At 53.8% G+C, this 16,748-nt stretch carries 12 protein-coding genes, 1 pseudogene and 1 riboswitch; of the genes and pseudogenes, 10 read left to right on the forward strand and 3 right to left on the reverse strand.

The window, feature by feature from the left end; translation table 11 throughout:
* The first annotated feature begins 174 nt into the window (after positions 1 to 174).
* The gene (hrpB, locus tag ACE99V_RS07935) at positions 175 to 2,685 is read left to right on the forward strand and encodes an ATP-dependent helicase HrpB (RefSeq protein ID WP_400490530.1); all 2,511 of its coding nucleotides are present in this window, start codon (positions 175 to 177) and stop codon (positions 2,683 to 2,685) included.
* 127 nt (positions 2,686 to 2,812) lie between these two features.
* On the opposite strand, the gene ACE99V_RS07940 is transcribed toward hrpB, so the two are convergent.
* Complete coding sequence (locus ACE99V_RS07940) at positions 2,813 to 3,160, reverse strand: MmcQ/YjbR family DNA-binding protein (protein WP_400490531.1); 348 nt, start codon at positions 3,158 to 3,160, stop codon at positions 2,813 to 2,815.
* Positions 3,161 to 3,183: 23 nt separating this feature from the next.
* Positions 3,184 to 4,818, reverse strand: a complete 1,635-nt coding sequence (locus ACE99V_RS07945; RefSeq protein WP_400490532.1) for a M20/M25/M40 family metallo-hydrolase — start codon at positions 4,816 to 4,818, stop codon at positions 3,184 to 3,186.
* A gap of 163 nt (positions 4,819 to 4,981) precedes the next feature.
* Between ACE99V_RS07945 and ACE99V_RS07950 the strand changes: the two genes are divergently transcribed.
* The 9 genes and pseudogenes from ACE99V_RS07950 to ACE99V_RS07990 all read left to right on the forward strand — a co-directional run bounded on the left by ACE99V_RS07950 (position 4,982) and on the right by ACE99V_RS07990 (position 15,761).
* The gene (locus tag ACE99V_RS07950) at positions 4,982 to 5,746 is read left to right on the forward strand and encodes a dimethylarginine dimethylaminohydrolase family protein (RefSeq protein WP_400490533.1); all 765 of its coding nucleotides are present in this window, start codon (positions 4,982 to 4,984) and stop codon (positions 5,744 to 5,746) included.
* Between the two features lie 118 nt (positions 5,747 to 5,864).
* Positions 5,865 to 6,335, forward strand: a complete 471-nt coding sequence (locus tag ACE99V_RS07955; protein WP_400490534.1) for a nucleoside deaminase — start codon at positions 5,865 to 5,867, stop codon at positions 6,333 to 6,335.
* Positions 6,336 to 6,489: 154 nt separating this feature from the next.
* Positions 6,490 to 7,245, forward strand: a complete 756-nt coding sequence (locus ACE99V_RS07960; protein WP_400490535.1) for a DeoR/GlpR family DNA-binding transcription regulator — start codon at positions 6,490 to 6,492, stop codon at positions 7,243 to 7,245.
* A complete protein-coding gene (gene pfkB, locus ACE99V_RS07965) occupies positions 7,242 to 8,156 on the forward strand; it encodes a 1-phosphofructokinase (protein WP_400490536.1) in 915 nt (304 codons plus the stop codon). Before ACE99V_RS07960 ends, pfkB begins: the two co-directional genes overlap by 4 nt.
* A 14-nt stretch (positions 8,157 to 8,170) precedes the next feature.
* The gene (locus ACE99V_RS07970) at positions 8,171 to 10,099 is read left to right on the forward strand and encodes a PTS fructose transporter subunit IIABC (RefSeq protein ID WP_400490537.1); all 1,929 of its coding nucleotides are present in this window, start codon (positions 8,171 to 8,173) and stop codon (positions 10,097 to 10,099) included.
* Positions 10,093 to 10,353 (forward strand): HPr family phosphocarrier protein, encoded by a 261-nt coding sequence (locus ACE99V_RS07975; RefSeq protein ID WP_400490538.1) that lies wholly within the window; start codon positions 10,093 to 10,095, stop codon positions 10,351 to 10,353. Before ACE99V_RS07970 ends, ACE99V_RS07975 begins: the two co-directional genes overlap by 7 nt.
* A 77-nt stretch (positions 10,354 to 10,430) precedes the next feature.
* The gene (gene ptsP, locus ACE99V_RS07980) at positions 10,431 to 12,152 is read left to right on the forward strand and encodes a phosphoenolpyruvate--protein phosphotransferase (protein WP_400490539.1); all 1,722 of its coding nucleotides are present in this window, start codon (positions 10,431 to 10,433) and stop codon (positions 12,150 to 12,152) included.
* A 321-nt stretch (positions 12,153 to 12,473) separates the two neighbouring features.
* Positions 12,474 to 13,982 (forward strand): annotated as a pseudogene (locus ACE99V_RS07985) (alanine/glycine:cation symporter family protein).
* A gap of 191 nt (positions 13,983 to 14,173) precedes the next feature.
* Positions 14,174 to 14,272, forward strand: a riboswitch (purine riboswitch).
* Between the two features lie 52 nt (positions 14,273 to 14,324).
* The gene (locus ACE99V_RS07990; protein ID WP_400490540.1) at positions 14,325 to 15,761 is read left to right on the forward strand and encodes an NAD(P)/FAD-dependent oxidoreductase; all 1,437 of its coding nucleotides are present in this window, start codon (positions 14,325 to 14,327) and stop codon (positions 15,759 to 15,761) included.
* 57 nt (positions 15,762 to 15,818) lie between these two features.
* Here the strand turns inward: ACE99V_RS07990 and ACE99V_RS07995 are convergent, their stop codons facing one another.
* Positions 15,819 to 16,694 (reverse strand): LysR family transcriptional regulator, encoded by an 876-nt coding sequence (locus tag ACE99V_RS07995; RefSeq protein ID WP_400490541.1) that lies wholly within the window; start codon positions 16,692 to 16,694, stop codon positions 15,819 to 15,821.
* Positions 16,695 to 16,748: the final 54 nt, after the last annotated feature.

Here is a 16,748-nt window from a genome sequence, read left to right on the forward strand (position 1 = left end):
TGTGCAGGTCTCCTGTCTTTGTATAGACCTATTATATACTGCAAAAGGGAGCAGCGATTGTAAAAAAAGCATGGACGACAGCAAGAAGCCGGTCCATGTGTAGATACCCGGCGTGAATTCATGTATTCTTACCAAAGAGTCAACATCTGAATGCTTGCCTATGGAGTGATAGGGATGACGATACTGCCCATTGAATCGGTGCTGCCGGCCGTAAAGGACGCACTCCGGTCCCGTACGAGCGCTGTACTGGTGGCGCCTCCAGGAGCGGGGAAAACGACCCGAATCCCGCTGGCATTGTTGGAGGAGCCGTGGCTGGCGGGGCGCCGCATCCTGATGCTGGAACCGCGTCGTATCGCTGCCCGGTCTGCTGCCGGTTACATGGCTGCTTCTCTTGGGGAAGAGGTCGGGGAGACCGTTGGGTACCGGGTGAAGCAGGACACTCGCGTAAGCCAAAAAACCCGCATCGAAGTGATTACCGAAGGAGTGCTTACCCGCCTTCTGCAGACAGATCCTGCACTGGAGGATGTAGGAGCCGTCATTTTTGATGAATTTCACGAGCGGAGCCTGCAGGCTGATTTGGGATTGGCGCTCTGCCTTCAGTCCCAGGCGATTCTGCGGGAGGATCTGCGAATTCTGGTCATGTCAGCCACATTGGATGCGGAGCCGGTGGCTGCGCTTTTGGACGATGCTCCGATAATTACCTGCGAAGGACGCAGTTTCCCGGTCGAGACGCGCTACCTGAGCCGCCGCGTGGAAGGCATCGAGTCCGTAGTTGTGCGTACCATAACGGCGGCGTTGGAGAGAGATCCGGGCGATATTCTGGTCTTTTTGCCGGGCGCCGGTGAAATCAGAAGGGTAGAGACGCGATTAAAAGAGCTGGACTTGGGTCAGCAGGTACGAATCGCACCGCTTTACGGAAATTTACCGCAGGAGGCTCAGAATCTGGCCATTGCCCCAGGTATTCCGGGTGAGCGCAAGATTGTGCTGGCCACTTCCATCGCTGAGACAAGTCTTACGATAAATGGCGTTCGGGTGGTCATTGACAGCGGCCTGATGCGCGTTCCGCGCTTTTCACCTCGCACCGGGATGACACGATTGGAAACGGTCCCGGTGTCCCGGGCGTCAGCCGATCAGCGTCGAGGCCGGGCGGGGCGTCTCGCGCCAGGGGTATGTTACCGGCTCTGGACTGAGCAGGAGGATCGGCAGCTGGCCCCGCGAACTACGCCGGAAATCATGGATGCCGATCTCGCGCCGCTCGCATTGGAACTGGCCGCGTGGGGCGTGTCCGATCCCGCGGAGCTCCTGTGGATGGATCCGCCTCCGCAGGCCGCGTATGCACAGGCCCGCGAGCTGCTCAAGCAGCTTGAGGCGCTGGGCGAGGACGGAACGATCAGCGTTCACGGGCGGCGGATGCTAGAGCTGGGTTCTCACCCGCGGTTGTCACACATGATCCTCAGGGCGATACCATTGGGCCTTGGAGGGCTGGCATGTGAGCTTGCAGCCATTCTCAGCGAGCGGGACTTTGTCCGGAGCGAGCGAAGCGTTCCTGAGGCAGATATTGGCCTCCGCGTCGAAGTGCTTCGTGCTGTCGGGCGGGGAGAGCGTTCAGGAGGCCCTTCGGCCATGAAGTACAACGTTGATTATGCAGCGTGTCGGCGTATTCTGGCTGAAGCCAACCACTGGAAGCGAACGCTTGGAATCCATCTTGATGAAGAAAATGATCTGCATGCCTGCGGACTGTTGCTCGCGTTTGCCTTCCCAGAACGCATTGCGCAGGGGAGGGGAGGCGGTCGTTTTCTGTTGCAAAATGGCCGGGGAGCTTTTTTGGCCGACATGCAGCCCCTTTCAAACGCGCCCTATCTCGTCGCGGCGGAGGTGGACGATCAGGGGCCAGAAAGCCGCATCTTTCTGGCAGCCTCCGTTGATTCTCACGACCTGGAGCGATATTTCGGCGATCAAATCGAAGTGGAAAACCTTGTCGCCTGGGATCGGGCGGCGCAGGCAGTCCGGGCGCGAAAACGGGTGCGGTTGGGTGCCATTGTCCTAAAGGATTCATCCCTGCACGATCCGGATCCGGAAGATGGTTTGAAGGCGCTGCTCTTGGGAATAGCCGAGGAAGGACTGAACATTCTGCCGTGGACGAGGACGACCCGGCAATTGCAACAACGTCTTCATTTCATGCACCAACAGGAACCGGGATGGCCGGATATGTCCGAGGAGGCACTGGCGGCAACTCTTTCAGACTGGCTGGGTCCGCATCTGTACGGGCTGAGAAGCCGCCAAGACTTGCAGCGGCTGAATCTCACCGAGATATTGGAATCATCGCTCACCTGGGATCAGCGGCGGGAACTGGATGAATACGCCCCGACACATCTTGTCGTACCCAGCGGTTCACGCATCCCCGTCGATTACAGCGATCCGGCCGCTCCGGTACTCGCCGTCCGTCTGCAGGAACTGTTCGGCCTGAAGGAAACTCCGCGTATCGCCAGGGGAAAGGTTCCCCTTACCTTGCACCTGCTGTCGCCGGCCCATCGCCCGGTCCAGGTAACGCGTGATCTTGCCAGTTTCTGGCGGGGCACCTACTTCGAAGTAAAGAAAGATCTAAAGGGACGCTATCCCAAGCATGATTGGCCGGACGATCCTCTGCATGCGGCGCCGACAAACCGAACACGCCCCCGGAGGTAGGCCAGTTTCGTAGCGGACGTTTCTTACTTCCTCGCAGGGAGGAGGGTCGAGCGATAGGCGAAAAAACGGCCCTTATACTAGTATCCTTTGTTATCAGTCTAGGTGTAAGAAGAAAAAGTCTTATGCCCTATTTGTTCAGCTTCTCTTTTTCTGCTTTTTTCAAGCCTTTGAAAACAAGCTCATAGGAGTGGTCAATCAGCATCGATATTTCTTCATCCGTCAAGCTGCCGTCCACGATCACCGTATTCCAGTGACGCTTGTTCATGTGATATCCCGGCTGAATCGCGGCATATTGCTCGCGAAGAGCAGCGGAGCGATCCGGATCGCATTTCAAATTGATTCGGCCCCCATCCTCCTGGATACCGAATAAGGCGAACATCTTGCTCCCCACGTTGATCACCGGCACGTCAACTCCGAAAGGATAAGCCAAGGCGGCTCCTTTTTTTCCAAGACAGTAGTCAATCCATTTCTGCATGTCATTTCCCTCTTTTTATGAAATTAGGACTCGTTCCTATTGCGAGATGCAAACAACTGATGAATACATACCGGCAGCATGTCGAGCAGCGTATCAAACGCATAGTCGATGCAAAGACGCTCCGTCCATTGGTGAGCGTCGCGCCCGAGGGGGCCGAGGTTTAACACCGGCACGTCAAATCTCTCCAGTTCCTGTAACGGTATGGAGTAACCTCTGCCCCACAGCGGCATATTGGAGACAAGCGGCTGCAGGGAAGCTGCGGGATACTGCAGTCCGACATAGCTCAGATCCGAAATGCCGGCGAAGTAGTTTTGTTTGCAAAAGGCAATGTCATGGTTTTCTTTGGCGTACTTCACCATTTCCGAGACGACAGCTTGAATCAACGGATGCTTGCGCGAGCTGACGGCCGGGTAATACGGCGGGGCGAAGAAGAGAACTATCATGGGAGACAATTCCTTGCACAAAATGGCGAGCTCATCGACAAGCTCGATGGTGATCTCACGCTCGTCTTTGTCTGTGCGATGGGAGAGCACGTCTGCCTGCAGGCGGTCAATCCGCTCTTTTCCATAGGTGTTCATGGCATACGCCATCAGCTCCTCATAGGTCAGGACATTGATCTCCAATGGCTGCGGGGTGAACGGGTCAAAGGAGGCGAAATGGGCGGCGCGTTTCCCGTGCGCCTGTTTGATTCGTTCCGCTACATTCCGCGCTGCCTGAAGCAGCGGCTCCACCACGTCGTCCAGTTTCTTTTCGAGGAGGAACAGGTTAAACAGCGTGACTGCCCGGTGGGGGATCTGAACGGAGTATTCTTTTTTCAAATCCTTCTGCATCAGGTTGGTTGGGGGAGGAGTCGCTTCCCCATCCACAACCTCGCAAAACGAGGTGTTCAATTCCAACTCGCACGTGAGCTGGGAAGCTATGTAATTCCCGTTCAGTCCGGCAAACGGTTCACCCACGTGCGTCTCTTTTCCGTAGCAGAGAAAACCGGGGAGAATCTTGCCGATCGACCCGGTGTACAAGTATGTATGCTGGTCACCGGGGTAGCGGGTAAACATCGGCTCCGAATTGAGAACGGTCCGGTAGTGCAGTCCGTACTTCTCCGCCATCTTCAGCAACACAGGTACGGCTGCCCGCATCCCCACGGAATTTACCTCTTCATCCGGCACGGTCAAAAGGAGTACGTTGCCGTCGAACGCTCCATCGCACGCCTGCTCTACCATCGCCATATGCAGGGCAAGCCCGCACTTCATGTCCATCGTGCCCCGTCCGAACAGCCAATTACCGCTCTCCATGTCTTGTTGCACGGCAGTCGGCATCTCCGCTTTGTTGGCGTGGAACATGGAAGTCAGTCTTTTGGCGTCAAACGCCGCCTCTTTCCATGCGCCGTAATCTTCCACGTCAACCACATCAAAGTGGCTGACCAGAATGACGGTGTCGGCGACGCCTTCCTTTTTTGCCAAAGCCGTGACAAAATATCGTCCGTCGCCGGTGGGATGGGACTGAACATGATCGGGATGCTCCTGAAAGTAAGGGAGTGTGCGCAACTGATCGACCACAAAAGAAGGCAGATCGATCTCCGCCTGGGAACCAGTCACGCTGGGGATCGCAACAAGATCGCACAACAGGTCAACCAATTGATCTTTTGTCTGCCATTTCATCTTTGATTCCTCCGGGGATTTTTCCGTATTGTGAAATGCAAATCGACCATGCGTTACAATCTATCAGAATTTTCCCCCTGATTCAACAGGGATCGGGATGAGAGTTGTATATTGACAAAAAATTCTAAACACTTTTACATTATCCATAGGGGAGGGATTCTTCATGAAGTTTACGCGTGCCATTGTACGAAAGCCGGGGAAAAGCTATGTGAACGGCTTGACGACGGCCAATTTGGGGAAACCGGATTACGAACGAGCACTCGAGCAGCACGGCCGCTACGTCGAGGCGCTGAAACAGTGCGGACTTGCTGTCACCATCCTGGAGGCGGATGAAGAGTTTCCGGACTCCACCTTTGTAGAGGATACCGCTGTCTTTACGGAAAAGTGCGTCGTGATTACAAACCCGGGCGCCGAGAGCCGCAATGGTGAAATAGTTGCTATGAAAAACGTCGTGAAGGACTTTACCGACACGATCGAATACATCCAGCATCCGGGGACGCTCGAAGGCGGCGACGTGATGCAGGCGGAGGATCATTTTTACATCGGGCTTTCCACCCGTACCAATGAAGAAGGGGCCAATCAGCTGAAAACGATCCTGGAAAAGTACGGATACGGCGCAACCATCGTGCCGCTGGTGAAGTTTTTTCACTTGAAAACCGGTATTGCGTACCTGGGGAACAACAATATGGTCCTGGCTGGGGAGTTTATTGACAGTGAAGTGTTCGCGGACTTTGACAAAATCGTGGTTGACGAGGACGAGGAGTATGCCGCGAACTGTCTTTGCATCAACGATACGGTGATCCTTCCTCAAGGATACGAAAAAACCAAGCGGAAGATTGAGCAGGCCGGGTATACTGTCATGGAGCTGGAGATGTCCGAGTTTCGCAAGCAGGACGGGGGCTTGAGCTGCCTGTCTCTGCGTTTTTAGGCCGGTCTGAAGGTGCTGGGTTCCGAGCGGGGGAGGATAAGATCCAGCATTCATGGAATACACTGGAGAAAGGACTGGAAAGTGCAAACCGCTTCAACGAAACGAGGAGGAGAATTCATTGGACAAGGAAAGGCTGATGGAAAAAGCGGTACAGGTCGCCCATGAAAATGTGCTGAGCAACCACGGGGGACCGTTCGGCGCCATCATCGTCAAGAACGGCGAGATCATCGGGATGGGCCGCAATGAAGTGACGGCGACGAACGATCCGACGGCCCACGCGGAAGTGCAGGCGATCCGGGAGGCTTGCAGCAAACTCAACACCTTTCAACTGTCAGATTGCGAGATTTACACCAGCTGTGAACCCTGCCCGATGTGCTTGGGAGCGATTTACTGGGCGAGGCCGAAAGCGGTCTACTACGCGTGCACGAAAGAAGATGCGGCTCGCGTCGGCTTCGATGATCAGTTTATTTACGATCAGATTGCGTTGCCTGCAGAGAGCCGGTCCATTCCGTTTCTGCAAATCTTTCCCGCCAACGGAAACCTCCCTTTTTCCGCCTGGGAGCAGTCGCAAAACCGAATTGATTACTAAGATGCGGCCATCGGGCTGCATCTTTTTTTTGCGGCTGAGAACAATAAGGAGAATTGATCGAAATTGATCATTTTTGATTGTTTATGATCGAATGTAGGTGTATAATCAAAATCAATCACACAATCAAATAGGCGCTGCCAGAAGGGAGGGTACGATGTTAACCCCTGAAAGGCATCAATTGATTTTGACTTTATTGAAAGAAAAGGACGTCGTCCGCATCCACGAGCTGGTGGAAGCGACAGGGGCATCAGAGTCGACGATTCGACGGGACTTGAGCGAATTGGAAGAACAACGGCTGCTGAAACGCGTTCACGGCGGGGCGTCCACGATTCAGAACAAGATCGAGGAACCGACGATTCTGGAAAAAGCGGTCAGGCATGAGCGGGAGAAGATCGCCATCGCCAAGTATGCAGCCGGATTGGTCAAAGAGCGCGACTCGATCTTTATCGACGCCGGAACCACAACCTATCAGATGCTGCACTACCTGCCATACGACAACATCGTCGTGGTTACCAACGGAGTGGATATTGCCCTGCAACTCATCAAGAGAAACATCAAAACCATTCTGCTTGGCGGAGAATTGAAAGCGGCTACATTGTCGCTGGTGGGGCGGGAAGCCGTCAAATCCATCAGCCAATACCGGTTCGACAAGTGCTTTCTCGGTATGAACGGGATTGACAAGCACCACGGTTTGACCACACCTGATCCGGATGAGGCGTACGTCAAGCAGCTGGCCCTGCAGTATTCCGACGAACGTTTTGTGTTATGCGACTCTGACAAGTTTTCCCGCGTGACGTTCGCGAAAGTGGGGGACTTGCGGGGAATCACTGTCATTACGGATGACGGTTTGTGCGAAGAGGAACAGCAAGAATACGGCAGACTAACAACTCTAAAAGTGGTGAAAGCATGATTTACACGGTAACCTTGAACCCTTCCATCGACTATCACGTATGGCTTGAGGGCCTGTCGGAAGGAACCATTCACGAGGTGCAAAAAGAATGGAAGGTTGCAGGGGGAAAGGGAATCAATGTATCCAAGGTTCTCCGCATCCTGGGGGTGGAAAGCACGGCGCTGGGCTTTGTCGGAGGATTTACGGGAGCCTTTATCCGGCAGCAGGTAGAGCAAGCAGGCATTTCTCATCAGTTTATTCAAATTGAACAAGATTCGCGTATCAATCTGAAGATCAAGGCCAAAACCGAAACGGATATCAGCGGCGTCCCACCGGCCATCCCCGAAGCGGCGCTCCGGCAGCTGCTTGACCAGATGGACCGCTTGGAACACGGCGATTATCTGGTACTGGCGGGCAGCGTGCCCAAAAGCGTACCGTCCGATATCTATCAGACGATCATGAAACAGCTGCGGGGCAAGGGCGTGCGCATCTTTCTGGACGCCAAAGGGAATGCGCTGAAAAACGGTTTGCAGGAAGAGCCGTTTCTTATCAAGCCCAATCATCATGAGTTGGGAGAACTGTTTGGCGTAACCATTGCGTCCGCGGCAGAAGCCGTCGCCTATGGGCGTAAAGCACTGGAGCTGGGAGCACAGAACGTGATTGTATCCCTGGCTGGCGAAGGTGCTGTCTTTGTCAACCGGCAAGCGGCCTACGTTGCCCAAATCCCGCCGCGTAAACCGGTCAACTCGATTGGCGCGGGAGACTCGATGGTTGCCGGATTCCTGTTCGGCCATGCGCAAGGCATGGAGACGGAAGCTGCGTTTCGCTTTGCCGTAGCGGCGGGGAGCACGACCGCCCTGTCGGAAGGCTTTTGCACACACGAAAAGATCAACGAATTTTTGCCGGACATTACGATAACCGCCATAAAATGAAAGGGGGCTCCACCATGCAAAACCAGATTCGAATCGTCGATTTGTTGAAGGCCGACACGATTGTGCTGCACCTGTCTGCGACGACGAAAGAAGCAGTGCTGGATGAGCTGATCGACAAGCTGGACGAAGCGGGACGATTGAACAGCAGGGACGAGATGAAGCAAGCGATCCTGGCTCGCGAGGCACAAGGCTCTACCGGAATCGGGGAAGGCATCGCCATTCCGCACGCCAAGTCAGCAGCTGTCAAAACACCCAGCATTGCGTTTGGCTTTTCTCCGGAGGGAGTTGATTTTGACTCCCTGGACAAACAAAAAGCGCATCTGTTCTTCATGATCGCTGCGACGGAGGACGCCAACCAGGCTCATTTGGAGACACTGGCGTTGCTCTCCCAAATGCTGATGGACGAATCGTTCCGTCAAGAGCTGATGAAAGCGGAGACGAAGGAGCAAGTACTGGAGATTGTCGCCCGCAAAGAAAAAGAGCTGCAGCGAGAAAATGAAAGCGTTCCCCAGGAAGTGGATCAGGTGACGCCGAAAGTAGTAGCGGTTACGGCGTGTCCAACCGGTATTGCCCATACGTATATGGCCGCTGATGCCTTGAAGAAAAAAGCGGAGGAGTTGGGCATTGCCCTCAAGGTAGAGACAAACGGTTCCGGAGGCGTGAAAAACAAGCTGACTCCGCAGGATATTGAAGAGGCCGCGGCCGTTATTGTGGCAGCCGACAAGCAGGTAGAGATGGAGCGCTTCACCGGCAAGGTGGTCATTGAAGTGCCGGTAGCCGAAGGGATCCGCAACGCCCAGGGGCTGCTGGAACGGGCGGTGAAACAAGAAGGAACCGTTTACCGCGGCGGTACAACCAGTTATCAGGAGAAGGTTCGAGAGGCCAAGGCGGAGAAGAACTCGAAGCAGCCGGCGTTTTACAAGCACTTGATGAACGGCGTATCCAACATGCTGCCGTTTGTCGTGGGCGGCGGGATTATCATCGCCATTAGCTTTATGTTCGGAATCAAGGCGTTTGATCCGAACGATCCCTCCTTCCATCCGCTTGCCAAGGTATTGATGGATATCGGCGGTGGGACCGCGTTTAAACTGATGATTCCAGTACTGGCGGGGTTTATTGCCCTCAGTATCGCTGACCGCCCCGCTTTTGCTCCCGGCATGGTAGGGGGATTGCTGGCAGCGGACTCTGGTTCCGGTTTCCTGGGAGGTATCATTGCCGGCTTCCTCGCAGGGTATACTGTGGTTGGATTGAAAAAAGTGTTTGCCGGACTGCCGGAATCGTTGGAAGGCATCAAGCCGATGCTGCTGTATCCACTGTTCGGAATTTTGATTACCGGATTTGTCATGGTGTACGTGGTTTCCGATCCGGTTGCGGCCGCCAATGCGGCGCTGGGTGATTGGCTGAAAAACATGAGTCAGGGAAATGCCATTATTCTGGGTATGATCTTGGGAGCGATGATGGCCTTCGATATGGGAGGACCGGTTAACAAGGCGGCATTTACGTTCGGGATTGCCATGATTGCCGAAGGAAACTTCGCCCCTCACGCCGCTATCATGGCAGCGGGGATGACTCCGCCGTTGGGACTTGCGTTGGCGACGACGCTGTTTAAAAAGAAATTCACCGATGAGGAACGGCAAGCGGGCAAGACCGCCTACGTCATGGGGGCATCCTTCATTACGGAAGGAGCGATTCCATTTGCGGCCGCTGACCCGACTCGCGTCATTCCTTCCATCATGGTTGGCTCTGCGGTAGCGGGCGGTTTGTCGATGTTTTTTGGCTGCACCCTGCCTGCCCCGCACGGCGGTCTGTTCGTTCTGCCGGTTGTCGGCAATGTCGGACTGTATATCGTGTCCATTCTGGCCGGGACGATTGTTACGGCGCTGATGGTTAATCTGCTGAAAAAAGATGCAATTGACGAAAAAGGAGCTGGGGCTTCATGTTGAGAAAAACGTTCATCATTCAAAATCCGACGGGATTGCACGCCCGTCCGGCTACATTGTTCGTGCAAAAAGCGACCTCGTTTCCTTGCGAGGTGAACGTCATCAAAGGCACGAAAAAAGTAAACGGCAAAAGCATTATGGGATTGATGACCCTGAGTGCGGCCAAAGGGGACGAAATCACCCTGGAAGTAAGCGGGGAACAGGAAGAAAAAGCCATGGAGGAGCTGGGCAAATTACTCGAGTCGGTGCACGAGTAACAAGCCCCTACGGGGACCTGGGTGGCTTCGCAGGAAGGTTATTCGAGGTAGAGTCGCCACGATGAGGGGGGATCGCCATGTTGCGTAAAGGGATCGCTGCAGCTCCCGGCATTGTGATCGGCCGTGCTGTAGTAAAAAAAGAAGAGACAATTCAATATGAACGGCGAACGGTTGAGACGACTTCCGCGGAACTGGACCGCTTTCGGGACAGTGTGAAAGCGGCAGATCGGGATCTGGAGTCGATCAAGGAAAAGGCGCGGCGGGAAATGGGAGAAGAGGAAGCAAGGATCTTCGAAGCGCATCAGTTGTTTTTGCAGGACCCGGAGTTTGTTGGCGCCATTGAAGCAAAGATCGAGAGTGAACGAATCAACGCGGAAGCAGCGTTGGAAGAGGTTCGCGACAGCTTCGTTGCCATTTTTGAGAGCATGGACAACGAGTACATGCGGGAGCGGGCGGCTGATTTGCGCGACGTCAGCCAGCGCCTGCTGAAGAAGCTCCTCGGTATCCTGGACCGACTGGAGGCGGACTTCTCCGAACCGGTCATTCTGGTGGTCCACGACCTGACTCCGTCCGATACGGCACAGCTAGACAAGGAAAAGGTGAAAGGGTTCGTTACCAACATTGGCGGCCGGACCTCCCACTCGGCCATTATGGCACGCACTATGGAGATACCTGCGGTGGTCGGCATGTCGGACATTACGGAGCAGCTACAAACCGGAGATCTGATCATTGTAGACGGTCTCGAAGGGGAAGTGCATGTTCGACCGGATCAGGCCGTTATCCAGGCCTATGAAGCCAAGCAGCAGGCGTATCTGCAGCAAAAAGAGGAATGGGCTCGTCTGGTGCAGGAAGCGACCGTCACGGCTGACGGTCATCGGGTGGAACTGGCAGCCAACATCGGGAATCCGCACGACGCCGTACAGGCGTTGAAAAACGGTGCCGAGGGCATCGGGCTATTCCGTACGGAGTTTCTCTATATGGGCAGAGACCAGTTCCCGTCGGAAGAAGAGCAGTTTGAGGCTTACAAAGCCGTTGCAGAGACGATGGGCAAGGATCGTCCGGTGATCATACGCACGTTGGATATAGGCGGGGATAAGGAGCTGTCCTACCTTTCGCTGCCCAAAGAATTGAATCCGTTTCTCGGCTGCCGGGCGATTCGGTTGTGTCTGGACCGCGTAGATTTGTTCAAAACACAGCTGCGGGCCTTGCTGAGAGCAAGTGCGTACGGCAACGTGAAAATCATGTATCCCATGATCGCCACGCTGTCGGAACTTCGAAAGGCAAATAGCATCCTGGCCGAAGCAAAAGCGGAGCTTTTGAGTCAAAACATTCCGTTTCATAATGAGCTGGAAGTAGGAATCATGATCGAGGTGCCCGCTGCCGCGATGATTGCGGACCAACTGGCAAAGGAAGCCGATTTCTTCAGCATCGGCACGAATGATTTGATTCAGTACGCAATGGCGGCAGACCGGATGAACGAACAGGTCTCCTACCTGTACGATCCGTACCATCCGGCCATCCTGCGGCTCATTCATCAAGTGATCAAGGCTGCACACCAGGAAGGCAAATGGGTCGGCATGTGCGGAGAAATGGCCGGGGAGGAACTGGCGATACCGATTCTGCTCGGGCTCGGGCTGGATGAATTCAGCATGAGCGCCACCTCCATCCTGCGCGCCCGCCATTTGCTGAAAAAGCTGGATTACGCATCGCTTAAGGAAGTAGCGCAGCATGTCCTTTCCCTGGAAAGCGGCGAAGAGATCAAAGCGTATATCAAAGAGACGGTTTTGGATACCTTGTAGGTCACGGCGCAGGAGGGCTCTCCTTTATGGGGAGAGTTCTTTTCGCTTAGGTTCGGGGCCCGTCCGGCGCAGCGCTAGCTACTGCCGGGTGGGTTTTTTCGTGTTACGGAAATAAGAAGGTTACGGCACTGAGCAGATGGTAGCGCAGGTGCTTGCTTGCAAAAGGCTTGTCGAAAGCGGCAAGCCTTTTTGTGATGCTAAAAATTCATGCAAAGGTAAAAAATTCAATATATGTCTACTCGAAAAAATGTGTGATAAAATAACTCGGTGCTTATTATATTCATCCTTCATATTCGCGGAGGTGTATCGATTTTGGTAGCCTTGATCGAAAAGGCAGTAGGGTTTATGAACGATCTTATCTGGTCTTACGTTCTGATTGCCTTGCTGATTGTTTTGGGAATTTATTTTACGATTCAAACAAGGTTTGTCCAATTCAGACAGGTCGGTGAGATGTTCCGCCTGATGGGAGAGGGTGTAAGCGGTTCTACCAAAGGGAAGGAAAGCATTTCATCCTTCCAGGCGTTCTGTATCAGTACCGCTTCTCGAGTGGGCACAGGCAACCTGGCGGGTGTCGCCATGGCGATCTCTGTCGGGGGGCCTGGTGCGGTGTTCTGGATGTGGCTGATTGCGGTAATCGGCTCTGCGTCCGCTTTTGTGGAAAGTACACTGGCGCAGATTTTCAAAGTGAAAGACGAAAGCGGTTTCCGCGGCGGTCCGGCTTACTACATGGACAAAGGTCTCAAGCAAAGATGGATGGGCGTATTGTTCGCGATCCTGATTACGCTCAGCTTCGGCCTTGTCTTTAACTCGGTGCAGGCCAACACGATTTCGCTTGCCTTTGAAACAGCCTATGGGGTAAACCGCACGGTAATGGGATTGATCCTGGCAGGTATCACGGCCTTTATCATCTTCGGCGGAGTGAAACGCGTCGCCAAAGTGGCGGAGTGGATGGTGCCGGTCATGGCCGGCGGTTATGTTCGCATATAAGAATTTATAAAAATGGACATCCAATACAGCCACTTGGAAAGTGTTTGGGGCCCCGCCCGGCGCAGCGCTAGCTACTGCCGGGTGGGTTATTTTGTGGTGGCTTTGTACGTCATTTTGACGAACATTACGGCAATCCCATCCGTGCTTGGCGCGATTGTAAGCGGCGCATTCGGCCTGGAACAGGCTGTCGGCGGCGGTATCGGAGCGGCGATGATGATGGGGATCAAACGCGGCCTGTTCTCCAACGAAGCAGGTATGGGCAGTGCGGCCAACGCGGCGGCTACGGCTGACGTGTCTCACCCTGTAAAACAAGGTCTGATCCAAGCGCTGGGTGTGTTTGTAGACACGCTGCTGGTGTGCAGTGCCACGGCTTTCATCATTCTGCTGTCTGGAGCGTATACGACGCAAGGACTTGACGGGATTGCTCTGACACAGACAGCGCTCAGCTCCCACGTCGGTTCCTGGGGAAGCACGTTCCTGTCTCTGGTTGTCTTCCTGTTTGCGTTCAGTTCCGTTATCGGGAACTACTATTACGGTGAAACCAACATTGAATTTTTAAACTCCAGCAAAACCTGGCTGTATGCATATCGCATAGGGGTTGTCGGCATGGTTATGTTCGGTTCCGTTGCCAAGATCGGGATCGTTTGGGATATGGCCGACCTGTTCATGGGTCTGATGGCGCTATTGAACCTTGTGGCCATTACCCTGCTCGGCAAATTTGCCTTCGCCGCATTGAAGGATTACATCCAGCAGCGCAAGGCAGGCAAGAATCCGGTATTCCGCCCAGGCAGCATCCAGGGTCTGCCGCAAGTGGAATGCTGGGGTGAGGGAAAACAAGAATAACGCAAAGAATGGTTTCCTTAGCGGGGGAGAAAATCCCCCGCTTTTTTGTTCGGATTTTGACTCTGGAATGCAGCGTGATATCTCCGTTTTGTTAAAATATCGCCAGAAAAGACGAATTTATTCTGAAATGTCTATTGACAGAAAGAATGGCGTATTATAAGATACTACTTGGCGAAAGCCGAACAAATATAATATAACTGCTAATTATCATTCGTATATCCTCAAGATATGGTTTGAGGGTCTCTACAAGGAACCGTAAATTCCTGGCTACGAATGGGTGTCTCTCGTACACCCGTTTGCGGCTGGGAATTTTTTATTTGGAAGCATGGGGAGGCAGACAACATGAGCAAGTACGATGTGATTGTAGTAGGCGCCGGTCCGACTGGAATTTTTGCCTGTTACGAGTTTACCTTGAAATACCCTCAAGCGAAGGTGCTGCTGTTGGATAAAGGACACGATATCTACTCCAGACGCTGTCCCATTCTCGAAGAAAAAATCAAGCTGTGCCCGCCGCCGGCAGGGAAAAAGGATTTCGCCGGATGCTTGCCGGCCTGTTCGATCACCAGCGGTTTTGGCGGGGCCGGAGCCTACAGTGACGGGAAATTTAACATCACCACGGAGTTTGGCGGTTGGATGACCGACTACCTGAGCCCGTCCAAGGTGCTGGAGCTGATCAAGTACGTGGACCAAATCAATCTGAAGCACGGGGCGACCGAAACGATTACCGATCCGACTACCGAAACGATCAAACAGATTGAACAGCGCGGGTACGCCGCCGGTTTGAAACTGCTGCGGGCGCAGGTAAGACACCTGGGCACGGAGCAGAACCTGCAAATTCTGCAGTCGATTTTCGAGTATCTCAAAGAGCGCATCGACATGATGTTCAAAACCGAAGTGGAAGATATCCTCACGGTGAAAGAGCAGGGCGGACACCGAGTCAAAGGGGTTGTCCTGAAAAACGGGCAGGAGTTTGAAAGCGATTATGTGATCATCGGTCCGGGCCGTGACGGTTCCGCGTGGCTGACCGATATCTTGAAAAAACGGAAGTTGAAAATGTACAACAACCAGGTGGACGTGGGCGTGCGCGTCGAGACTTCCGATGTGGTGATGCGCGAAATCAACGAGCATCTGTACGAAGGGAAGTTTATTTTCAACACCTCTGTCGGAACACGGGTCCGTACCTTCTGCAGCAACCCGTCCGGCCACGTGGTGGTGGAGAACCACAGCGGGGTGATGGCGGCAAACGGCCACTCCTACAAGGACCCGGCGCTCGGCTCGGCCAATACCAACTTTGCGCTGCTGGTATCCCACAAGTTTACCGACCCGTTTGACAAGCCGAACGAATATGCCCGGGAGATTTGCAAGCGGGCCAACGATTTGTCCAACGGAGGGGTGATCGTACAGAAGTACGGCGACATCCTGCGGGGAAGACGCTCCACCGAAAGCCGCATCAAGGAAGGCTTCCTCGAGCCGACGCTGAAAGAAGCAGTCCCGGGCGACCTCGGGTTGGTACTGCCGTACAATACGATGAAAAGCTTGATCGAGATGGTCGAAGCCCTGGACAAGGTGACGCCGGGGATTGCATCCGAACATACCTTGTTCTACGGGGTGGAAGCGAAGTTTTATTCCGCTCGTCCGAAACTGACCGAAGAATTTGAGACCGAAATCAAAGGACTGTACTGTGGAGGAGACGGCGCCGGCATCACCCGCGGACTGGCTCAGGCGGGAGCCGCCGGGGTGTGGATGGCGCGCGGGATAATAGAGAAACTGACAGTCTGATTCGAAACATTTGCCCAGAATGCTGCACAAGCCTCCGTGTTATCGGAGGCTTTTTTCCTATTGAAAATAATCCAGGACGAACTGCTGAAACTGTTTTGCCGCCGGTGACAAGTACCGACCCTCGACCCAAGCCAATCCGATCGCCCGTTCACACTTCGGCCAACGCACACGTATTTTCGATAGTTTACTCTGGTCCAAGCCTTTGAGATCGGGTAAAAGTGAGACTCCCAGTCCGGCAGCCACAAGCCCTGCAACGGTGGCGACTTCTTCTCCCTCAAACGTGATGTTGGGGGTGATTCCCGCCTGTTGAAACAACTGATCGGTAGTGATTCGGAGTGCATACCCTTTTTTTATAAAGATGAACGACTCGTCCGCAATTTCTTCTAGCATGATACTCTCACGATGGGCCAAGCGGTGCCCTTTCGGAACGATGACAAAAAGCTCCTCACTCCATAGTCGTTTCCACTGAATCGGCAGGTTGGGCTCCATAGATGCAAGCAGACAAAGATCCAATTCTCCCGCCCTCAGTTGTTCAAGCAGCCAATAGGAGTGGTTTTGTCTCAGTTGAAAGTTGATTTTTGGATAGAGGGAACGAAAAGAACCGATTAAATCCGGTATTAGGTTCGTACCGAGCGTATGCAGGAAACCAAGCGATACTTCCCCGTGTTCCGGATCAATCAGGTCCTGAATCTCTTGCTTGGCCTCCTGGAATTCTTTTAGGATCCGGTTCACGCGCATGAAAAAGAGATGCCCATACCGGTTCAAAATGATGGAGCGTCCTTGACGATCAAAAAGCGGGACGCCTAATTCTTCTTCCAATCGAGCAATGGAACGGCTCAGGGCAGGCTGGGAAATGGACAGGGTCTCAGCCGCGCGCGTCATGTGCTGCATGCGCGCAAGGGTTTGAAAGTATTCGAGTTGTTGCCACTCCATCTGTCACCGCCCCTTTTCTCACCTATTGATTACCTGTGTGCATGAAAATGATAC

It is taken from the genome of Brevibacillus soli (assembly GCF_044759095.2).
Classification (GTDB): Bacteria; Bacillota; Bacilli; order Brevibacillales; family Brevibacillaceae; genus JBIYSM02.